Raw genomic sequence first — 20,759 nt, forward strand, 5'->3', positions numbered from 1 at the left:
CGGGCCGCCGCCTCCTTAGAGCAGAGTGGAGCCCCCCCTGCCCTCTCAGCTTGCGTCCAGCCAGCCCCTCGCTGGCCGAATGTTCAACTTCGAGCACCGGTTGGAGGCTCTGGTGGAGAGTGAAGAAGGTCGTGTCGGTCCCCGTCCATCCCCCTGGTATGGGACTCATCGGAAACAGGCCCGATAGAACCTCAACTCGGACACCGACATCGCGACAAATGTTCATCGGTCTCAGTGAGATGCACGCGCGCACCCGCGAGCACGACTGGGCCTCCACCCCCGTTGGACCGGTGGAGACCTGGCCCCAGAGCCTCAAGGCGCTCGTCCGGACACTGCTCTCGTCGAGCTACCCCATGGTGCTCACCTGGGGTCCGTCCTTCACCCAGTTCTACAACGATGCCTACTCGAAGCTGATCGGCGACGGACACCCGGCGGCGCTCGGCCTGGACATCCGGATCACCCTCGCCGCGTCGTGGGACACGCTCGGCCCGATGATCCATCAGGTGATGACCACCGGGGTGGCGAACTGGACGCCCGCCCTGATGCTCCTCATGGAGCGCTCCGGATACCGGGAGGAGGCCTACTTCAGCGTCTCCCATGCCCCCGCCGAGGACGACGAGGGGCGGATCGTCGGCATGCTCGCCGTCTGCAGCGAGGTGACCCAGCAGGTGTTGGCCGAGCGGCGGACGCGGCTGCTGCGGGACCTGGCCTCCCGGGCGTCGGAGACCCGGAGCGTCGAGAAGACCTGCCGCGATGTCGCCGCCGCCATCTCCGGACACCCCCTGGACGTGCCCTTCGCTCACATCTACCTCCGCGGCCCGGACGGCAGGACGTTCACACGCCAGGGCGCCATCGGATTGGGAGAGGACGACCCCTCGAGCCCGGCCTCGGTGGATGTGGAGAAGGAGGGCGACCGCATCTGGAGCCTGAAGAGCGCGGCGGCTGGCGAGACGATCCTGCTGGAGGATGTCGAGCGCCGTGTCACGCTGACGGGAGGCCCGTGGAAGGACCCGGTCCGCTCGGCGCTGGTGATGCCCATTGCCTCCTCCGGGCAGACGGCCCCGCTCGGAGTGCTGGTGGTGGGGCTGAGCCCCAACCGCGCGCTCGACGAGGGGTACCGCTCCTTCTGCGAGCTGCTGGCGAGCCAGGTATCGGTGGCACTGCGCAACGCCCGGGCCTACGAGGAGGAGCGCCAGCGCGCCGAGGCCCTGGCGGAGCTCGATCGCGCCAAGACGACCTTCTTCAGCAACATCAGCCACGAGTTCCGCACGCCGCTGACGCTGATGCTGGGACCCGTGGAGCATCTGCTCGCGGGGAGCGCGGGAGCACTGCCGGAGGCGGCCCGGTCCGAGCTCGAGGTGCTCCACCGCAACGCGGGGCGGTTGTTGCGGCTCGTCAACACGCTGCTCGACTTCTCCCGCCTGGAGGCCGGGCGGATCGAAGCCAGCTACGCGCCCCAGGAGCTCTCCGCGCTGACGGCGGATCTCGCGAGCAGCTTCCGCTCGACGGTGGAACGAGCGGGATTGAAGCTCACCGTGGACTGCCCGCCCCTGTCGCGGCCCGTCTACCTGGATCGGGACTCGTGGGAGAAGATCGTCCTCAACCTCGTCTCCAACGCCTTCAAGTTCACCTTCGAGGGGGAGATCTCCGTCCGCACCCGGGAGCGGAACGGGCGGGCCGTCCTCGAAGTGAAGGACACCGGAACGGGCATCGCCGCCGCGGAGCTGCCGCGCATCTTCGAGCGCTTCCACCGGGTGAGGGACACCCGCTCCCGGACGCATGAGGGCACGGGCATCGGGCTGGCGTTGGTGCGGGAGCTGGTGGAGCTGCACGGGGGCACCGTGCGCGTGGACAGCACCGAGGGCCAGGGGACGACGTTCACCGTCGAGCTCCCCTTCGACGCCGCGCACCTGCCTCCCGAGCGCATCCGCGCTCCTCGGACCCTGGAGGCCACCACGACCGGCCCGGCCCCCTACATCCAGGAGGCCTCGCGGTGGTCCGGCGAGGAGGCTCCCGGGCCGCACGCACCGCGTCCGGACACTTCCGCCAAGACGGGGAGCACCCCCCGCGGCCGCGTGCTGCTCGCCGACGACAACGCGGACATGCGGGACTACATCCGCCGGGTGCTGTCCTCCGAATTCGAGGTGGAGGCGGTGGCCGACGGGCAGGCGGCCCTGGAGTCCGCGCTGGCCCACCCTCCGGACCTCGTCCTCTCGGACGTGATGATGCCGAGGCTGGACGGCGTGGGGCTGCTGCGCGCGCTCCGGGCCGCCCCGCATACGAAGGATCTGCCCATCCTCCTGTTGTCCGCCCGCGCGGGCGAGGAGGCCACCCTCGAGGGGCTCGCTTCTGGAGCGGATGACTATCTCGTCAAGCCCTTCTCTGCCCGCGAGTTGCTGGCCCGGGTGAGGACGCGCTTCGAACTGGTGCGCATGCGCCAGGAGGTGGCCCGGGAGCGGGCCCAGGTGGAGAGCCTCATGGAGGCGGTGCGCGCACGCGATGACTTCCTCTCCGTCGCCTCCCACGAGCTGAAGACCCCGCTCACCTCGTTCCAGCTCAACCTCAACGCCATCGAGCGGGGGTTGAGACATGTCTCCCACCCCAGCGTCGGCGAGCGGCTGGACGTGGCACGCCGCTCCGTCCGGCGGCTGGCGAGGCTCATCGAGACGCTGCTGGACGTGTCGCAACTCACGACGGGCCGCCTGCAACTGGAGCCCGAACGGGTGGACCTGGCGACACTCGTCGGCGAGGTGGTGGCGGCCAGCGAGGAGGAGGCCCAGCGCCAGGGGACACCGCTGAACGTGCACCTCGAGTCGCCCCTGACGGGGTGCTTCGACCGCGACCGCATGGAGCAGGTGGTCCACCACCTGCTGTCCAATGCCTTGAAGTTCGGCCAGGGACGGCCCGTGGAGGTCTCCTTGCGGTCGGACGGCAGCGGTGCAGCGGTGCTGAGCGTCGTGGACCATGGCATCGGAATCCCCCCAGCCGACCGGGCGCGCATCTTCGAGCGCTTCGAGCGGGCCGTCTCCGTGAAGAACTTCGGCGGCCTGGGGCTGGGCCTCTGGGTGACCCGGCAGGTGGTGGAGGCCCACCAGGGGGCCATCCGCGTCGAGGACACCCCGGGCGGTGGCGCGACCTTCCACATCCAGCTGCCGCGCCATTGCCGTGGGGGAGGAGCCGGCACGGCTCCGAATTGAGGCGGTCCGTCAGGAAGAGCGGGCCGCCGCGTCCCTCCGGGCAGAACTTCCGGAGGGGCACATGACCCACAACAACCCGACCACCCCCACGCTCCCCGAGGCCCAGCGCGGCCCGGCGGAGAAGCTCCTGGACCTGGTGCTCGGAGGCTCCGCGCACCTGTGGCACAACCGCCCGGGCCTGGACGTGAACGGCGTCTGGTACCCGGCCCAGGGCGCCAGCGCGGACCTCGTCCGCCGCGGCACCCCGGTCGAGCCCGGCCTCTTCGTGCCCGCGGCGGTGAAGCTCTACCGCCAGCTGCTCCACATCTACCAGCTCAACACGGACCTGATGGCGCACTTCGCGTCCTACGCGCTCACGCAGACGGACTGGCGTGATCTCAAGGTGGCCACGTGCGCGCTGATGCTCGTGCAGAGCCACTCCGGGCAGCCCGTCCGCGACGACGACGGCACCATCGCGTTCCACGACGACGACTTCCGCGCCATTGGCGAGGCCATGGTCCTCCACTACGAGCGCAAGTCCACGCGCATGCTCACGCCCAAGGCGGTGCTGCGGGTGGCCGAGCTGCTCGAGACTCCGGAGATCGCCCGCCTCAACCGCGAGGCCGGCTTCGGCGACCCCGCGTCCCGCAAGCCGCCCCTCGGCCGGTGGAAGAGCGTGGCGACCCGCTGGCTGCGCGTGCGTGAGCAGAACCTGCCCATGCTCCAGGGCCTGGTGAAGGCCGGCTACAAGGAGACGCTGAAGAGGATCGCCCGCAAGGCCGGCTACAAGCCGGTGACGCAGGCCTTCTTCGAGGTGCTCGGCTGGAAGCAGAAGCAGGCGGACGCGGGCCACCGCACGGTGGGCCTGGAGGGACTCACCCTCCTCAAGCGGGAGCGCTTCGACGGGCTCTCGGAGGCGGAGATCTGCGAGCGGATCGAGCTGGATCGCCTCTCCTACAAGGAGGTGGTGGGCCGGCTGCCGAAGGACGTGGGCCTGACGCCGGCCATCATGGCGGCGCTCCTGCCCTCGTTGTCGGACAGGGACTTGCGCATGCTGACGCCCACGCTCGAGGAGTTGGGGTTGCTGTCGGACTCCACCATCCGCGCGCGCTGGGAGAAGGCGGTGCGGGCGGCGACCGACCAGCGGGCGCTCCACATCGTGAAGAACGTCCGCAGCCAGGAGCTGAAGGCGAAGCTGGAGGAGGCGAGCGACAACGCGGCGAAGGCGGCGGTGGCGGAGGCGGTGGCGGAGACGGACGTGCGGGTGATGTTCCTCATCGACAAGTCCGGCTCCATGGAGGGTGCCATCGAGCAGTCCAAGGAGGCGCTGTCGCGCATCCTCGCGGGCTTCCCGCTGGAGAAGCTGCACATCGCGACGTTCGACACGATGGGCACGGTGCTCACGCCCAAGGCGGCCAGCCGGACGGCGGTGCAGCACATGCTGAAGGGCATCAAGGCGGCGGGGGGTACCGCGCACGCGGCCGGTGTGCAGGCGCTGCACCGGGCGGGAGTGCGGGTACCGGAGGAGGCGAAGCTCATCGTCATCGTCGTGGGTGACGAGGCCGGTGAGTCGGGTGATCAGCTCGCCCGGGCCTTCCGCGAGTGCGGCTACAGCGTGGCCGCGCTGGCGATGCTGGTGAGCGTGGCCAGCAACGCCAACCGGGGCAGCACCGTGCGCACGTGCGCGGGACAGCTCCAGGTGCCGTTCAGTGAGGTGTCGGTGGACCAGTTCGATGACCCGTACCAGGTCCCCCGGGTGCTCAAGGCGCTGTTGGACGCGCCGAAGGCGGCCGGGGCCACCCAGTCCGGCTGGGTCGAGCGGGTGATGCGCACGCCGCTGTTGAAGGTGGCGTGAGAGAGGAGTGGGTGTCGTGGACTACCGGAAGTTCCTCGGGAAGGTGGAGTCGGAGGTACTGCCCTACTTCGGCGGTGCCACCGTCGACGCGGCCTCGCGGCGCCTCCGCGTGTCCACGCCGCCCGCTCCGGGCTGGTGGCGCTTCGACGTGCAGGGGCGCACCGCCACCGCGCGGGAGCCGGCCGAGCCTCAGGGACTCGACGGGCTCCCGCTCGTCCGTGGCCACCTGTGGGGCTCGCGGCTGGTGCGCGAGGGCGCGGTGGCCGAGAGGGTGCAGTTGCTCCCCGAGGAGGAGCCACCGCGCTTCTCGCCCATGCGGGCCCGGCGCTGGCATGACGGGACGCTCGTCTTCGAGGGGCTCGAGTTCGAGGGCGAGGCCGAGGGCACCGCGCGGCTCATGGTGGAGGAAGGCCGGACGCTCGCGGAGGTGAAGGCCGTGCCGGCCTCGCTGCGGGCGGCATTCGGCTACGCGGTGTTGGAGGGCGTCTCGGGCGCGCTCGGCATCCGCTTCGCTCCCGCCGAGGTACGTGGCCAGGTTCTGTCCGTGGCCGAGCAAGGCCGGCCCGCGGCCGAAGCCTGCTTGCGGAGGCTGGCCGCCGGGCGAGAGGCCCACGTGCGGGAGATGGAGACGCGGCTGCGCGGCCAACCTCGTCACCCGGAGCGGCAGACCCAGGGAGTGTCGCGGGTGGAGCGGGCACTGGAATCAGCGGGAGCGCGGCTGCTGGCCACGCGGCGGCTGGGCAACGAGCGGCTCGAGGTGACGTTCGGCTTCATGGACGAGCGCTTCATCAGCATCGTGGAGACGGAGACGCTGCAGGTGGTGGATGCGGGAATCTGCCTCGCGGGATCGGATCGTCAGGTGACACTGGAGAGCCTGCCCTCGGTCATCCGCGAGGCCATCCAGGACGACGTGCTGGTCATCACCCGGCACGCATGAGACTCCCCTCTCCCCCTGGGAGAGGGGCGGGGGTGAGGGTCTACCCATGAGACAGCGAGAGGTCTGCCTGCTCATCGGCCGTAACGGGACGGTGCTGTGGAGCGATGCGTCGGACAGTCCCATCTGGATGCCGGACTCCCGCGCGCGTTGGGAGGCCATCTGGCGGCTGCGCGACGAGTTGGAGGAGATCGCTCACAGCCATCCGGTGGGACCCTTGGGATTCAGCGCCGAGGACGAGACGACGATGGCGGCACTCACCGAGGCACTCGGCCGTCCCGTGCGTTTCTCGGTGGTGGCGCCCACGGGGATGGTCGTACGCGAGGGAGGCGAGGACGTGCGCATCACCGAGGAGCCCGAATGGGCCTCGCGCCTGCGGGCGGAGTCCGGGATGGCGCATTGACCCAGACTCGTGGCCACATGCCAGGGCCGTACTGGCATCACGGCCGAGGCATCACACTCAGCAATTGCACTACCTGATGCTCGACAAGCTTCCGCCAGTCCTTCAGCGCTCTGAGCGTGAGGAGTTGTGGACATACCCGCTCGCAGCATTTGAAAAAGGCGGCAAGCGCGCCATCCAAGGCGAGTACCAACTCCTTCACACCGAGCATCTCGTCGCGCCCTCCAAAGCGATTTTCGCCTCCAGCGATGAGCGGCTCGCAACGCACTCGAAGCATGCTCTCCGCGCGTGTGAATGCCAGAACGGTTTCAATCCCCTGCTCGTACATCCGCAGCTGGAAAGAGGGGGACCCATCGAGGAGCGCTTGAAGCAGCCCTTGGAGCTGCTCGAGGAACACGGAGAAATCCGTGCGCACATCGACTGGCCATGGATGTTCCCCACAACAGGCAAGCCGGAAGTCAGCCACATTGGCGTCCGCGATGAGCTCGCAGGCCGCCATGAGCTGTGCCTCAGCGGTTTCCAGCTCGTACTCATCGCCCGTTTGTCCGGGCTGGGCCGTCGCAAGTGCACTGGGATGAAGCTGGAGGGTCAATTCGAACATGCACTCTCACCTTGGACCAGGCACCGGATAAGCGGTTTCGATGCCTCCTCTCACCGTGGGCACGACAAGAGCGTGGCGAACAGGAAGAATACTCCCATCAGGCATGATGACCTGTCCCATTCCCTCGGGAATCGGGATGACCGCGGGACCTTCAAGACCCGAGCGAACGTCCTTGAGGTAACGGGCAGCAGCCTCATTATCGATCCACTGCCCTTGAGGCGTTCCGGTACCGGCCGCACGTCCGCGAAGATTGTTCGTGTTCTTCAAACCATGGCCATGCCGCGAGAAGGTGTGTCCGAACGTACGTTGACTCTTCCAATTGTCCCACTGGAGCTCCCCTCCATTCGCCGGGTCTCCACCAGCCGACATGGCGACCGCATTGGGAGCGAGCACGAGGGTGACGGACTCGGCGCTCACGGCGACCGTCTCCACCTCCCCCACGGCCACCAGACGGATACCCACTTGCGCTTCCGCCTGGGCCGCCGCCCGCGCCACACCGGGTAGTTGCGGAACCTTCGCCGACAGCCCCGCCGCCGTGTTGCCGATGGCCACCGTGGCCAGCAAGGCGAAAGCACGCGCCGCGTTTCGGCCCATCACCTTGCCGTAGCGCTCCCCTGCTTCGCGCAGCTCCGTGAACGAGAGGGCCCGGTCCGCCTCCTCCATGAGCCGCTTGAAGCCCACGAGCAGGCCCCAGAAGGTATCGACGCCCACGTAGGCGATGAGGGTCGCCGTCATCACCGCGGCGAGCCCCTTGGAAAATGGCTCCGGCAGCGCGAGGAGGACCATGTACGTGGTCCACGTCCAGAACACCGCCGCCACCATGGCATGGGGGTCGGCCATGTCCTTGAACGCTTCCAGCATCTCGTCCAGCACGGCGCCCTGAGCCAGGGCCATGGCCAGGGCGAAACGGCCATCCCCTGTAATGGTGGGGCTTTCCGCCAGAAGGCGCAGACAGTCTCCTGGTCTACCGGTACGCGCGCACCAGCGCAGGTAGGCGCGCGTCAACTCCACCTCCGCCGCTGGCGACTCACCCTCCAGGTGTTCGCCTGGCCCAAGCGGAGTGATGACGCGACCGCGTGTGCCGTACAGATACGAACCGCTGCGAGCATCCACCTCGAACAACCGCCGGGCGGCATCCTGGGGCCGGGCAGGAGGCCGAATCTCCCGGGCCTGTTTCGCCACGGCGGCCTTGAGCTCGTCACCGTTCAAGCTCACCGGCCCGGCGCCGGTGCGTGGAATGAAGACGAGGGTGTCAGTTCCGCCCGTGTCCAGCCGAACGACCCGGGAAGAGGTACCACACCCGGAGAGGAGAACCAGCAGCACCGCCGTCCAGACTGGCTTCATGGGATCCTCCCGGGTGGTTACCCCGATGGGTAGCCAGCCCGATGGGATACCCGATGGGTCCGACAGGAGCCGGGTTGACGCTTGCTACCAGGTGTAGACCAGGTTGAAGTCCGCTCCAGGGTCCCGGTAGTCCGTCAGGATGGCGGTCGGCTCGAATCCGGCCACCGAGCGGATCAATTCCCGGTACATGCCGCGGATCCACGCCGGCCCCGTCACTTCCTTCTTGAAGAGGAGCCGGGCGGAGTTGGCACCCAGCTTCTCGTACGCACGCTCGCCATGGCTGGTCGCGGCCCTGGCCGAGGCCGTCGTCGCCGCCAGGATCTGCTGCATGTCCCCGCCCGGGAACTTCCACATGGCCCGGCCGAGCGCGGACGCGACGAACCTGCGCCCGGAGAACACGCCCAACTCCTCCATCGCCACCGCATAGGAGATGCCGAGTTGACGCTCGACGGCCCCCACCGCCGCATCCATGACGCGCAGCTGCTCGGCGACGGGAAGGTTGAAGGCCGCGCCTCCCTCCAACGATGGAGCCACGGCCCGGACCTCCTCGACGGCCCCGGGTCCCAGTCGCTCCTCGACATAGGACAGGGCGGAAGTGAGGAACTGCGCCTGGGTTCTCGCCTCGGGTGGTGCCAGGGCGATGCGGCGCAGCATGGCGTCTCTCGTGTCCATCACTCGTAAGTCTATCGCCGCCCCCCAGCCGCAGCCATCGGGCATCCGGTCAGCGCGCGCACTCGCCCCGGACAAGGTACGTGCCCACCATGCGGCTCCGTTCGAACCCTGAGCGATTGCCTGTCCGCCCTCCGGGCAGCCATATCGGGACTCCACGGGGCCCAGAAGGGGGCACCGCGCGCGCTCACCAGAAGTCGACATGGGACAGTTCACCGCAGAGCTCTTCGAGGCGCATGGACTAGAGTGGAGTCCGTGAGCGCGGATCATCCCGAGGACAGTGGACGTACGGATCGCTGGCAAAGTCTCGTGGCGGGGGCCTTCCTGTTGGAGGAGACACTGGCCTCGAAGCAGGGTCCCGGGGATGCGCCTGGCGCGAACCCCCCAGCCCTTCGCTACCTGGACAGCCTGCTCGAGGTCTTCCCCTCGAGCCTGGATCCAGTGGAGGACTTCGAGGGCTATGCCGTCCGGCGGATGGTCCTCGCCCTGCGGCACGCCCTGGAGCAGGACGGCCGCTGAGCGGGCTTCGACGAAACGTCGTGCTACACCGGACGGAGCTCGGGTCGGGTGTCTCCCTGCCCGGCCAACGGCTGTTGCTCGAACTTCTGTTCGATGGACTTCACGCCGAACGCGCTGGGGTCCAACTGCTCGCGGCCCGCGAAGACCATGCGGGCGCGGCCCAGCAGCCAACCGAGGCCCTTCACCGCGTCGCGCAGGATCCGCGCGGGGGCCTGGCGCGAAATCAATCGCGGGCTGCGCTGGTCGAGCTCCTCGCCCTTCATGGTCAGGTCCTTCACCCCCACGCCGTGCGAGTACACCATCTCGCCGCCCAGCCAGCCGGTGTAGGAGGCGAAGGCGAACGCGCCCAGGCCCAGGATGTTGGAGAGCAGCGAGGCCCGGTGGCTCGCGCGCCACACGGCGACCCCGAACGCCCCCAGCACGATGGTCACGTTGCCGAGCCCATGGAGGAACATCATGTCCCGGGTGTGCCGCTCCTCGACCTTCACCTCCTGCGAGGCGGCCATCCCGGCCACGCCCGCCAGCAATCCACTCGCCGCCGTGGTCCACCACAGCGTCCGGGCGGCCTTGTCCAGCCTCCGATCGCCGGTGAGCGCCGCCGCCAGGTCGACGACGACCGTGGACGGCAGCAGCGCCAGCGGCGCGTGGATCAATGTCGGGTGCAGCTCGTGTACGCGAGTCTCCATGGAATTCCTCCTCGTCTTCGAAACCTTGGGGCGAGACGATCGGCGGACAACCCGCCCCGCCGGACTCCTGGATGCCCCACCCCCAGGCGAAGAGACACCTCCGGGGAGGGGCGGACGAGGAAGCACCCCCATTGCCAGGGAGGGCGGGCGTGGACAGACCACCGGCCACCAGAGGCGAGTCCTCGGGAGGACACGATGAAATCGACGGGGTTGATGCTGGTGCTGGCGGGGCTCGGCCTCGTCGTCATCGGGCTGCTGGTGTACTCGGGCGCGCTGTCCTGGTTCGGCCGGCTGCCGGGTGACGTGCGCTGGGAGGGCGAACACACCCGCGTCTACTTCCCGCTGGTCTCGATGCTGCTGCTCTCCGTGCTGTTGAGCCTGATCTCCTTCGTGGTGCGCCGGTTCCTCTGACGCTCGCGATGCTTACGCATTCGTCGGGTGGAGTTCACTCCATCCAGGACGACGCTTGGGTGCGGACCCGCAGTGACTAGGCTTGCACCCGCTCACCTCAAGGAGGAGCACCGCATGTCGATCGAATCGCGCCCGCCCCAGGAGGCCGAACAGCAGAACACGGCCGAGATGATAGCCCCCACCGCCAACCCGCCCGACCAGGCCCCCGCCTCGGTGACTCCCACGGGCCAGCCCGGTGGCCGGCGCAAGATGGGCAAGTCGGGACCCCCCGGGCCGGCCAGGAAGGGCCGCACCGTCGCCAGGCGCAAGCCGGAGAAGAAGGCTCCGGCGCCCACCAGCACCAAGCGGGCCGCGGCGGCCCGCAAGAACACGCGCGCGGGCGAGGCCAGCAGCTTCCGTGAGAAGGCGGGCTGGAAGACCGAGCCCAAGGTCGGCGGCCGCAAGCCCTCGGCCTCGCAGAAGAGGGGCCCCACCAAGAAGGCGGGACCGGCCCAGAAGACCCTCGCCAAGCGTGCCGCCGGCAAGAGCCCCGCCGCCAAGCGCCCCACGGCGAAGACCGCCGCCCGGCGTACCGTCGCCGCCGCCAAGCGCACCGTGAAGCGGGCCACCGGACGCCGCTAGACGCCCTCCCCCCTCCTCACGGGCTGGCGAGCGGAGGGGCCTGGATGCGCCGCGCCTCGAGCAACCGGCGGAACACGCTCTCCTTCTGGGAGGAGACGCACACCGCGTGGCCATCGAGCTCGCCGCACACCACCGCCTCCGGATGGCGCAGGAAGGGCGTCAGGTACGAGGGGTGCACCACGTAGACGGTGTCGGGTTGGAACTCGCCGCGCCCGGCCTCCTGCTGGAGCGCGGTGCAGTAGGCCCGCGCCAGCGCCGGATCCACACGCGCCAGGTACGCGCTGTTGAAGGTCATTCCCAGCGCCGCCGCCTGGTACGCGAACATGGGGCTGAAGGGCGCTCCGGGCCCGGGGTACGGACAGCCCCGGCCATTCCCGTCGTGCAGCTGCGGCGGGAACAGCACGAGGTGCCGGTAGTCGCCCTTCATCCGCTTCCACGCGGCGGGGTTCAAGCTGTTCCAGGCCTGGCTCTGGAAACGCTCCTGGGCCACGGCGCGGCCGAGATCGAACACCTGCACGCCCACCGCGAGAGCGAGCAGACCGATGCCCACCCAGGGCCGGCGGCGCCACGCGCCCAGCACGAGCGCGAGGCCCCCCGTCAGCAGCGCGTAATGCAGCGGCCAGATGAAGCGCCCCGAGGAGCGGAACGGCTCCACGAGGCGCATCACCGGCTGGTAGAGCCCGCTCAAGTCCAACACCGGCCGTCCGGCGAGCGTGACGCGCGCGGAGAGCGCATACACGCCCAGCAGCAGGCAGCACACCGCCAGGGGCACCGCGCGCTTCCACGAGAGGGCAGTCCCCTCCGAGCGCCGCATCAACCGGAGCACGAGCGCGGAGCCGCCTCCCAGCACCAGCAGGAGCAGGACCCCCGCGCCCAGGTAACCGAACCCCTCGTACTGGCCACGCGCCGTGCCCAGGGTGGGCAGCAGCCGGGACCAGTCCATGGGGTTGATGAGCGTGAGCAGGTCGGACGAGACGTCGCCAAAGCCCTCGATGCCGGCCGGAGTGCTCGTGCCCAGGTAGCCGAGCACCCAGAAGAGGCCTGACAGGAGCACGACGAGCCCCCCCAGGCCGAGCCCCAGCCCTCGCCAGGAGAGCACCCGGTCCACCAGGCGCAGCCGCAGCAACGCCGCCGCGCCGAGCGCCAGCGCCATGGCCGACAGGTAGGGGTGGATGGTGGCGCTCAAGCCCACCAGGAGGAAGGTCACCGCCACGGCGCGCCGCGCCGCTGGCGCGTCCGGCCAGTCGCGCAGGTTCACCCAGAGCAGCCCGAGGACGAGCCAATGCGCGCAGAGGCTCTCGTGGCCCAGGCGCCACATCAGCACGGGCGCGAGCGCGAAGAGCATCCCTCCCAGCAGTTGCGCGACCCGGTGGGAAGTGAACAGCGCCGTCAACCGGGTGCCCACGAAGCCCTGGAGGAAGAAGCACAGCGCGAGCCAGGGCCCCACGTACTGGAAGGGAAACGGCAGCACCGCGGCGAAGGGCCGCAGGAGCAGGGCCACCAGGGGAGTGGAGTCCGTGAAGCCCACCGTCGTCCCGAGCGGGTGGGCCAGGCCGGGCACGGCGCCGAGGGGGAACTGGAGCAGCGGCTCGTTGCGGAAGAAGAGCCAGCCCACCAGGTGCGTGGACCAGTCACCCACCATCAACCAATCCACCTCGCGGGGATTGAGCGCACGATCCCCATGGCCCTGGATGAACCAGAACACGCCGAAGGCTCCGGCCAGCACCGCGGCCACGTACTCCCGCCCCCGCTTCCATGCGCTCATCGCCACTGCGCCTGCGTTCCGCATCACCCCCACCCTTACCGGAAGGAGGGGGCGAACGTCTCGCCTCCCCGCCACCAGGGGTGGGTAGCACGGCGCCCTACCCGGATGCCCGCTCAAGGAGCGGTGGACGGAACCGGAGGGGCTTGCCATGGTCCGCCCCATGCGAATTGCTCGTCTGCTTCCCTTCTGCACGCTTGCGTTCGCGGCTCCCGCGCTCGCCGCCCGCCCCCCTGGAAAGTCCTCCATGACGAAGCCCGCCGAAACGAAACCCGCCGAGACGAAACCGTTCGACCTCGAGGCGGAGACCCGTGCCTGGCACCAGAAGCGGGTCGCGAACCTCACGTCCGAGGACGGCTGGCTCACCCTGGTGGGGCTGCACTGGCTCAAGGAGGGAGACAACCGCTTCGGCTCGGCCGCGGAGAACGACCTGGTCTTCCCCGCGGGGACGCCGGAGCGCATCGGCACCCTCACGCTCAAGGGCGGCAAGGTGACGTTGGCCGTCCAGCCGGGCATTCCCCTCACCCGGTCCGGCCAGCCCTTCACCGGAGGCGAGCTGCGCACCGATGCCAATGGCCAGCAGCCGGACGTGCTCTCCCTGGGCACGCTGCGCTTCTTCGCCATCCGCCGGGGCGAGCACATCGGCATCCGGGTGAAGGACACGGAGGCGCAAGCGCGCAAGCAGTTCCACGGCATCCCCACCTGGCCCGTGAACGCCGCCTGGCGCGTCGAGGGCCGCTTCGAGCCGGCCACCACGCCGCGGAAGATGTCGGTGCCCACGGTGCTCGGAACGGTGGATGAGATGAGCTCGCCGGGGACGATCGTCTTCACGGTGAACGGCCAGGAGTACCGGTTGGACCCGGTGCAGGAGCCCGGCGAGGACAAGCTCTTCATCATCTTCGCGGACCCGACCAACCGCACGGAGTCATACGGAGCGGGCCGCTTCCTGTACGCGGACGCGCCGAAGGACGGGAAGGTGGTGCTCGACTTCAACCGGGCCTACAACCCCCCGTGCGCCTTCTCGCCCTATGCGACGTGCCCGCTGCCTCCGCCGCAGAACCGGCTGAAGGTGCGCGTGGAGGCCGGCGAGAAGCGCTACGGCGACCACTGAGCGTCAGGAACACCGCCACCGGCACGTCCTCCCCGCGCGCGACCCCGTGCGCAAGGAGGCGTGACATGGCGACGCTGAACATCACCTACAACGGCCTGTCCTCGGACCTGCCCCTGGAGCTGGACGGCCACGTGTCGGACGTGGACGTGCGGCGCATCGCCGTGGAGGTGGTGCGCTCGGGCGGGGCGCCGGGGCTGCACATCGCCCACCTGCGCGAGGACGCCTTCAACCACTACGTGGTGGACCGGTTCCGCGGCCCCCGGGGCGAGGAGCGCATCTACCTGCGGCCCAAGGTGCCCTTCGGGGCGTGAGGAGGGCACCCCATGCGCATCATCTTCTGCGGGGTGGGTGCCATCGGCTCCACGGCGGCGGTGCTGTGCCGCAACCTGGAGGCCACGCTCGTCTTCATCGACTTCGACCGCGTGGAGTCGAAGAACCTGCTCGCGCAGGCCTTCGTGAAGCCCTCGGTGGGGAAGAACAAGGCCGAGGCGCTGAAGCTCCAGCTGCTCAACCTGCACGGCGTGAAGGCCGAGTCCTTCGGCGTGCGGGTGACGCGCGACAACGTGGCGGCGCTGTGCGGGAGCGCGGATCTGCTCGTCGACTGCTTCGACAACCAGGAGAGCCGCCTGCTGTTGAGCGGCTTCGCCCGCAGCGCGGGCAAGCCGCTGGTGCACGGGGCGCTGGCGGCCGACGGCACCTTCGGGCTGGTGCGCTGGGACGAGCGCTTCGTCCCCGACGCCGAGGACACCGTGGGACAGGCCACGTGTGAGGGAGGCGCCCACCTGCCCCTCATCGGTCAGCTCGGAGCCACGCTCGCGCGAGTCGTGCAGGACTTCGTCCAACACGGCGCCCGCCGCGACGCCATGGTGAGCCTCGTGGCGGTGACGCCCACCGCTTCCTGAGTGGAGAGTTGGGAAGTGAACGAGGTATCGTGTACCCGCCGGTCGGGGGGTCCGATTCGGCTCGTACACCAACCAACCCAGGAAACGACACCATGGCCAACGAGAAGAAGACCAAGAAGATCAAGGAGCTGTTCGTGCAGGACCTCGCCCGCATCCAGGGTGGACGTGGTGAGACGGCCAAGCCCTCCGTGATGATGCCCCCCAACACCACCCTGGCCTGCTGTGAGGAGGCGAACGACGGCTGCTGCGTCGTCGAGTAGTCAGCCCGCAGGGCCCTGGCGCGCACCGTCCGTCCGAGGTGCGCGCCGTTTCATTCGTGGTACCCACCAGACGTGCCTCGCTCCCCCCTCGCCACCGTCCTGCGCCGCTACCCGATCCGGCTCCAGTCCGAGGAGGCCGACTGTGGCCCGGCCTGTCTGGAGATGGTGGCCGCCTACCATGGCGCCCGGCACGCGCTGGCGGCGCTCAAGGAGATGACGCACGTCCAGGTCTTCGGCACCTCGCTGCTGGACCTCGCCACCGCCGCCCAGCAGCTCGGCTTCGAGGCGAAGGGCGTCCATGTGGAGGAGCCCGGAGAGCTCGAGGACGAGGAGGGCCGCGCGATGCTGCCCGCCATCGCCCACTGGAACGAGGACCACTTCGTCGTCCTCTACGAGGTGACGCCGAAGGAGGCCGTGGTGGGAGACCCCGCGGTGGGGCTGCTCCGCGTGCCGCGCGAGAAGCTCGGCCAGCACTGGAACGGCATCCTCCTGCTGCTCGAGCCCACGAAGGTGCTCCTCGAGCCCGTCCAACTCCCCGGGACGGCAGCCGCGCGCCGCCCCCAGGTGCTCGACCGGTTCCTGCGCGGGCTGTGGCGCTACCGCGCGCTCATCGTCCAGATCGCCCTTGCCTCGCTGCTCCTTCAGGGACTGGCGCTCGCCCAGCCGCTGCTGTTCCAGGGACTGGTGGACAAGGCGGTGGGGGGCAAGGACGTCTCGCTGCTCGGGGCCATCGGCGTGGGGCTCGGGGTGCTGATCCTGGCGCAGGTGGCGGTGACGCTGGTGCGGGGCGCGACGCTCTTCCTGCTCTCCAGCGGCTACTCCATGCTGCTGCTGACGCAGTTCTGGAAGCGGCTGCTGTCGCTGCCCATCTCCTTCTTCGCGCGGCGCCACCGGGGAGACCTGCTCAGGCGTCTGGAAGACCACCAGCGCATCCGTCGCACCCTCCAGGGCGCGACGGCCTCGGCGATGCTCGATGCCGTCATGCTGGTGGGCTACGGGGTGGTGCTGTTCCTCTATGACCCCTTCGTCTTCGCCATCTTCCTGGCGGGCATGACGCTGTACGCCGGGTGGACGGCGCTGGTGCTGACGCGGCGCACGCGGGCGGACACGGAGCGCTTCCGGGTGAGCGCGGACTCCAGCCGCCTGGAGATGCAGATGATCGGCGGCATCCAGACGCTCAAGGCCTGCGGAGCCGAGCGACAGGCGCGCACCCAGTGGGAGCGGCTCCAGGCGCGTGACCACGTGGCCACCCGCCGCCTCTGGGGGCTCGATCTGGCACACCAGGCCGGTGCCCAGTTGATCAACCAGGCCATGTACGTGGGCATCCTCGTGTACGAGGCACGCCTGGTCATCTCCGGGGAGCTGTCGTTGGGGCAGATGGTAGGCACGCTCGCCATCCTCGGCCTGGTGCTGGCGCCCCTGCAGAACCTCATCGCCTTCGCCCAGCAGTTGCAGGACGTGCTGGTGTCCCTGCGCCGGGTGGGGGTCGTCTACGAGACGGAGCCCGAGCTCACCGACGATGCCCCCGTGGAGCCCGCGCTGAAGGCCGCGCCGGAGATCCGCCTGGAGGGCGTCAGCTTCCGGTACGGCTCGCCACATGAGCCTCCCATCCTCGATGACGTGAGCTTCACCGTGCCCGCGGGGAAGATGACGGCCATCGTGGGCCGCTCGGGCGCGGGCAAGACGACGCTCACCCAGGTGCTCTACGGCCTGTACCGGCCACAGGAGGGGCGTGTCCTCTACGACGGCAAGCCCCTGGAGGACTTCGATCCCGCGAGCCTGCGCCGCTCGGTGGGCTTCGTGTTCCAGAAGACGGACATCTTCGACGGCTCGCTGGCGGAGAACATCGCGCTGGGGGACCCGAGCCCGGATCGCGAGCGGCTGCTGTACGCCGCGCGCACCGCGTGCCTGGACGACCTGCTCGCCCTTCCCCGGGGGCTCGACACGCGCATCGGAGAGGCCGGCATCAAGCTGTCCGGAGGCGAGGAGCAGCGGCTGCAGCTGGCACGCGCCATCTATCGGGATCCCCGGGTGCTCTTCCTGGACGAGGCCACCAGCCACCTGGACGCGACGCTCGAGCGCGCCATCACCGAGGCGCTGCGGCGCGAGGCCCAGGGACGCACGCTGGTGGTGGTGGCACACCGGCTGTCCACGGTGCGGCGCGCGGACAAGATCGTCGTGCTGGAGAAGGGGCGCGTGGTGGAGGAGGGCACCCACGAGCAGCTGGTGGCCCTTCCCGGCGGGCGCTACCGCGCGCTGGTGGAAAACCAGATGGAGGGCTGAAGCCATGGGAACCGGACACGACGACGAGAAGGATCCCGCCCTCACCGAGGAGATCCGCGCCATCCTCCATCCGCGAGCCCGGACCATGATGTGGCTCACGCTGACCCTGACGCTGGGACTGGGAGCGGCGGCGTGGCTGGCGTCGCGCACGGTGCTCGCCGTGCTGTGGCGGTGAAGCGCTAGTGGAGTGTCCACGAAGTTCGTGGACATAGTCGTGTTGCGCATGCTCCCTCTCCCTCTGGGAGAGGGCGGGGGGTGAGGGTCGTCACCCGCGTGTTCCTCGCCCCGGCTTGCATCACGGCACGCAACCGCCCCCTCGCCGTCCTCTGTGAACTCCCATGGGGTCATGCGCTCCAGGGGGAAGACCCTCACCCTAGCCCTCTCCCAGAGGGAGAGGGGACATCCACTGGCCCTCGGACTATGTCCAAAGACTCTGTGGACACTCCACTAGGGACGGATGGGCGCCTTGCCCCGCGCCGCCCGGGCCAGGGTCCGCGTCAGGTGGCCCAGGATGTCCGAGCCCGCGCGCGCGTCGAAGCCGAGGAACATGGCAGACGCGTTGAGCTCCAGGAACTTGAGCACCCCGTCCGCGCCGCGTTTGAGGTCCATCCCCGTCCAGCGTAGGCCCAGCACCTCGGCGGCCTTCACGCACTGGCGGGCCACCTCGGGAGGCAGCTCCACCTGCTCAACGCGCTCCTCGTTCTGCCGGAAGTCGAGCGCGGAAGAGATGATGCGCAGGCTGGCGATGATCTCCCCATCCAGCACGTAGACGCGAATGTCCTCGCCGGGCAGCAGCTCCTGGAAGGTGACGGGAGCGGCGTCCAGCGCGCCGAGGCGCTCGTCGGTGAGATCCTCGGCGAGGAGCTCCTTCGTGGCGGCTCCCCCGGTGACGGGCTTGTAGGCCACGCGCTGGCCGGCGGCGAAGCGGCGCACGGCCTCCGCGTCATTGGTCCAGAGTGTCCTCGGCACGGGCAGTCCGGCGGCCTTCAGCAGGGCCAGCTGCGTGGGCTTGGGGGTGCACCAGTCGGACGAGGGGCCGTTGTACAGGGGCACGCCCAGGGCCTCCCAGCGCCCCATGAGGCCCTTGAGCAGGGTGGCCTTCTCACGGAAGACCACCAGGGTGGTGCGCCAATCGTCCTCCATCTCCTCGGCGACGTCCACGTCCATGGCCAGCGGGTGGCCGTGGAGCTGACGCACGTAGACGGCACCGGGCCGCCCCATGGGACGGCCATCCACAGTGATGCAGTCCAGGTCATCCGACAGCGACACCCGCGTCTTCTCCGGAAAGGCGAGGCTGTCCAGCACGAAGGCTTCCACGCCCTCCTCGCCCAACCGGCGCGCCACCGCGTCCACGTGGATGTCCCCGGGCGAGCCCACGATGAGCACGGGCCCCGCCTGCGTCTTCTCCGTCATGGTGCCTTCCCTTCCTCGCTCTTCGTCTCCGGAGGCGCGAGTACCGACAGCAGCCCGGGCCGTACGCACCATGCCTCGACATGGGAGAGAGGCGCCTCGCACCTGCGGTCATCGAAGAAGAACGCGGGGACGCCGGGGGTGCGCTCGACCTTGAGCGTGGTGGCCGCTCGCACCTGGGCCCGGGCCGTCTCTCGCGCCGCCTCCAGAGCGCCCCTGTCCAAGCCGGTGAGGGTGGCCAGCTCCGCCAGCGGCTCGGGGGCCTTCATCAGCTCGCGGACCGCCTGCTTCGCCGCGCGGAACGCCTGGAGGAACATGCCACCGCCGAACGCCACGCCCACGCAGGCCAGCGCCTCGCACAGGGCGACCTCTCTCGGATTACCCGGCTCGATCGGAGGCACGCCCACGTGGACGCGCAGCACGTCACCGTGACGGGCCACCACACCCTCCAATTGATCCAGCAGCGGGCCACACTGCTTGCACCCGGGACTCGCCAGCATCACCAGCGTGTGCGGTGCGCCCTCCCCGCCTCCCAGGCGCACGCCCACCGCGTCGGCCTCCACCGGCAGCGCCTTCTCGCCCGTGAGCCGCGCCAGGGAAGTGAGGGGTGAGCGGTCGAGCCGTGCCCGGTCGCGCTCGCGTGAGCCGTCCTCCTCCTTTTGGGAGAGGTGGGGCACGGTGGAGGACAGGAACAGCCCGAAGAGAAGCAGAAGCAGCAGCGCCGCGGGCACCAGCCCCTCGGGAGGCAGCGCCACGCGCGGAGCGAGCCCCAGCAGGAACACCGCCGCTCCCGCCGCGTCCACCGCGTGCACCGCCATGCAGAGGGTGCAGAAGCGCCGCATGCGGATCTGCACCACCACCAGCAGCACGGAGAGGGGCAGCGTGGGAAGGAAGGCCGCGCCCGCCAGCCACGCGGGCGCCACGCTCCCGGAGAGGGCCGAGGTGCACTGCACCAGCAGGGAGGCACCGAAGAAGGCCGTGCCCAGGCCGGACAGCGGCACTCCGGCGATGCGCGCCCAGTCCGACAGGAGCACGCTCTCGCAGTCCACCGGTCCGCCACCACCGCACAACACGGAGGACTTCTGGCCTCGCGTCCACGCCAGCGCGGTGAGGGACGCGGCCAGCCCCAGCGCGGTGAGGCCCGCGAGCAGCGCGCCCGGCCCACGCACCCCGGCGGGGAGCGCCCCTATGGCCAGTCCCAGCAGGACGACCGCCAGCGCGCCCAGTCCCCAGCGCACGACCGGAGAGGACGAGGAACCCACGAGCCCGGTGCGCGGCCGCCACTCCTCCAGCAGCAGCTCGCGCGCACGGCGCGGGAGGTAACCGCGCTCCGGGACGCCCTCGCCCTGGGGCTCCAGGAAGAGGATGACGCCGCTCCACAGCGAGGCCAGCTCGTCCCGGGTCAGCTGCTGACTGCCATTGCGGCTGTCCCAGACGCGGATCCCCTCGGCCCCGGGCAGCACCGCCTCCAGCAGACCGAAGCCCTCCTCCCCGTCCACGACGAAGTGGAGGATGGCGGGCAGCTCCGAGGCCTCTGTCTCGTCCAGCGTCTCGAGGTCCCCCTGCCCCGCCGTGGGCTCCAGACCCACCGAGCGCGCCACCTCCACCGCGGCCAGCAGCGAGGTGGGCTGCGGGTGGCTCCTGAAAGCCTCGCGCACGTGCGCCCGGGAGTAGCGCAGGCCCCGGCGCCGGACGACCTCGGCGAGGGCCAGGGCCGGGGTGTCAAGGGGGAGGGAGGAGTCGCGGAGCATCGGGCGCGGAAGAGAAACCACAAAAGGCCCACGGGAGCGAGCCCCGTCACGCCCGATGCCACGA

Annotated in this window: 19 protein-coding genes and 1 pseudogene; 13 read left to right on the top strand and 7 right to left on the bottom strand. The window is 69.9% G+C overall.

Annotated features, from left to right (window positions below; translation table 11 throughout):
- Window positions 1-218: 218 nt before the first annotated feature.
- The 4 genes from NR810_RS20145 to NR810_RS20160 all read left to right on the top strand — a co-directional run bounded on the left by NR810_RS20145 (window position 219) and on the right by NR810_RS20160 (window position 6,368).
- Window positions 219-3,197 carry a hybrid sensor histidine kinase/response regulator gene (locus NR810_RS20145; protein WP_257454666.1) on the top strand — a complete coding sequence of 993 codons (2,979 nt, stop codon included), beginning with the start codon at window positions 219-221 and terminating at the stop codon, window positions 3,195-3,197.
- A 61-nt stretch (window positions 3,198-3,258) separates the two neighbouring features.
- Entirely contained in the window at window positions 3,259-5,031 is a 1,773-nt protein-coding gene (locus NR810_RS20150) for a VWA domain-containing protein (RefSeq protein ID WP_257454667.1), read from the top strand.
- A 16-nt stretch (window positions 5,032-5,047) separates the two neighbouring features.
- On the top strand, window positions 5,048-5,968 hold the full coding sequence (locus NR810_RS20155; protein ID WP_257454668.1) for a hypothetical protein: 921 nt from the start codon (window positions 5,048-5,050) through the stop codon (window positions 5,966-5,968).
- Between the two features lie 46 nt (window positions 5,969-6,014).
- A complete protein-coding gene (locus tag NR810_RS20160) occupies window positions 6,015-6,368 on the top strand; it encodes a hypothetical protein (RefSeq protein WP_257454670.1) in 354 nt (117 codons plus the stop codon).
- 37 nt (window positions 6,369-6,405) lie between these two features.
- Here the strand turns inward: NR810_RS20160 and NR810_RS20165 are convergent, their stop codons facing one another.
- The 3 genes and pseudogenes from NR810_RS20165 to NR810_RS20175 all read right to left on the bottom strand — a co-directional run bounded on the left by NR810_RS20165 (window position 6,406) and on the right by NR810_RS20175 (window position 8,964).
- On the bottom strand, window positions 6,406-6,966 hold the full coding sequence (locus NR810_RS20165) for a hypothetical protein (protein ID WP_257454671.1): 561 nt from the start codon (window positions 6,964-6,966) through the stop codon (window positions 6,406-6,408).
- A gap of 354 nt (window positions 6,967-7,320) precedes the next feature.
- Window positions 7,321-8,310: pseudogene (gene sitA5 / locus NR810_RS20170) on the bottom strand (SitA5 family polymorphic toxin); the annotation flags it as partial.
- Between the two features lie 84 nt (window positions 8,311-8,394).
- Entirely contained in the window at window positions 8,395-8,964 is a 570-nt protein-coding gene (locus tag NR810_RS20175; RefSeq protein WP_257454673.1) for a DUF2378 family protein, read from the bottom strand.
- A gap of 270 nt (window positions 8,965-9,234) precedes the next feature.
- On the opposite strand from NR810_RS20175, the gene NR810_RS20180 reads away from it, so the two are divergent.
- On the top strand, window positions 9,235-9,498 hold the full coding sequence (locus NR810_RS20180) for a hypothetical protein (RefSeq protein ID WP_257454675.1): 264 nt from the start codon (window positions 9,235-9,237) through the stop codon (window positions 9,496-9,498).
- A 23-nt stretch (window positions 9,499-9,521) separates the two neighbouring features.
- Here NR810_RS20180 and NR810_RS20185 read toward each other — a convergent pair whose 3' ends face one another.
- Entirely contained in the window at window positions 9,522-10,184 is a 663-nt protein-coding gene (locus tag NR810_RS20185) for a DUF2231 domain-containing protein (protein ID WP_257454677.1), read from the bottom strand.
- 195 nt (window positions 10,185-10,379) lie between these two features.
- Between NR810_RS20185 and NR810_RS20190 the strand changes: the two genes are divergently transcribed.
- The gene (locus NR810_RS20190) at window positions 10,380-10,595 is read left to right on the top strand and encodes a DUF2905 domain-containing protein (RefSeq protein ID WP_257454678.1); all 216 of its coding nucleotides are present in this window, start codon (window positions 10,380-10,382) and stop codon (window positions 10,593-10,595) included.
- 114 nt (window positions 10,596-10,709) lie between these two features.
- Complete coding sequence (locus tag NR810_RS20195; protein ID WP_257454680.1) at window positions 10,710-11,216, top strand: hypothetical protein; 507 nt, start codon at window positions 10,710-10,712, stop codon at window positions 11,214-11,216.
- Between the two features lie 16 nt (window positions 11,217-11,232).
- On the opposite strand, the gene NR810_RS20200 is transcribed toward NR810_RS20195, so the two are convergent.
- A complete protein-coding gene (locus NR810_RS20200) occupies window positions 11,233-12,981 on the bottom strand; it encodes a DUF6311 domain-containing protein (protein WP_257454681.1) in 1,749 nt (582 codons plus the stop codon).
- 160 nt (window positions 12,982-13,141) lie between these two features.
- Between NR810_RS20200 and NR810_RS20205 the strand changes: the two genes are divergently transcribed.
- The 6 genes from NR810_RS20205 (at window position 13,142) to NR810_RS20230 (ending at window position 17,709) form a co-directional block, all read left to right on the top strand.
- Window positions 13,142-14,089 carry a DUF1684 domain-containing protein gene (locus NR810_RS20205; protein ID WP_407653801.1) on the top strand — a complete coding sequence of 316 codons (948 nt, stop codon included), beginning with the start codon at window positions 13,142-13,144 and terminating at the stop codon, window positions 14,087-14,089.
- Window positions 14,090-14,154: 65 nt separating this feature from the next.
- Window positions 14,155-14,400: a hypothetical protein gene (locus NR810_RS20210; protein WP_257454683.1), complete on the top strand. Its 246-nt coding sequence runs from the start codon at window positions 14,155-14,157 to the stop codon at window positions 14,398-14,400.
- A gap of 12 nt (window positions 14,401-14,412) precedes the next feature.
- Window positions 14,413-14,991, top strand: a complete 579-nt coding sequence (locus tag NR810_RS20215; RefSeq protein ID WP_257454684.1) for a HesA/MoeB/ThiF family protein — start codon at window positions 14,413-14,415, stop codon at window positions 14,989-14,991.
- A gap of 92 nt (window positions 14,992-15,083) precedes the next feature.
- Window positions 15,084-15,251 (top strand): hypothetical protein, encoded by a 168-nt coding sequence (locus NR810_RS20220; protein ID WP_257454686.1) that lies wholly within the window; start codon window positions 15,084-15,086, stop codon window positions 15,249-15,251.
- 72 nt (window positions 15,252-15,323) lie between these two features.
- Window positions 15,324-17,534 carry a peptidase domain-containing ABC transporter gene (locus NR810_RS20225; RefSeq protein WP_257454687.1) on the top strand — a complete coding sequence of 737 codons (2,211 nt, stop codon included), beginning with the start codon at window positions 15,324-15,326 and terminating at the stop codon, window positions 17,532-17,534.
- 4 nt (window positions 17,535-17,538) lie between these two features.
- On the top strand, window positions 17,539-17,709 hold the full coding sequence (locus tag NR810_RS20230) for a hypothetical protein (RefSeq protein WP_257454688.1): 171 nt from the start codon (window positions 17,539-17,541) through the stop codon (window positions 17,707-17,709).
- Between the two features lie 272 nt (window positions 17,710-17,981).
- On the opposite strand, the gene NR810_RS20235 is transcribed toward NR810_RS20230, so the two are convergent.
- Entirely contained in the window at window positions 17,982-18,947 is a 966-nt protein-coding gene (locus NR810_RS20235) for an ATP-grasp domain-containing protein (RefSeq protein ID WP_257454689.1), read from the bottom strand.
- A complete protein-coding gene (locus tag NR810_RS20240) occupies window positions 18,944-20,695 on the bottom strand; it encodes a vitamin K epoxide reductase family protein (protein WP_257454690.1) in 1,752 nt (583 codons plus the stop codon). Before NR810_RS20240 ends, NR810_RS20235 begins: the two co-directional genes overlap by 4 nt.
- Window positions 20,696-20,759 lie beyond the last annotated feature (64 nt).

It is taken from the genome of Archangium lipolyticum, from assembly GCF_024623785.1.
Classification (GTDB): domain Bacteria; phylum Myxococcota; class Myxococcia; order Myxococcales; family Myxococcaceae; genus Archangium; species Archangium lipolyticum.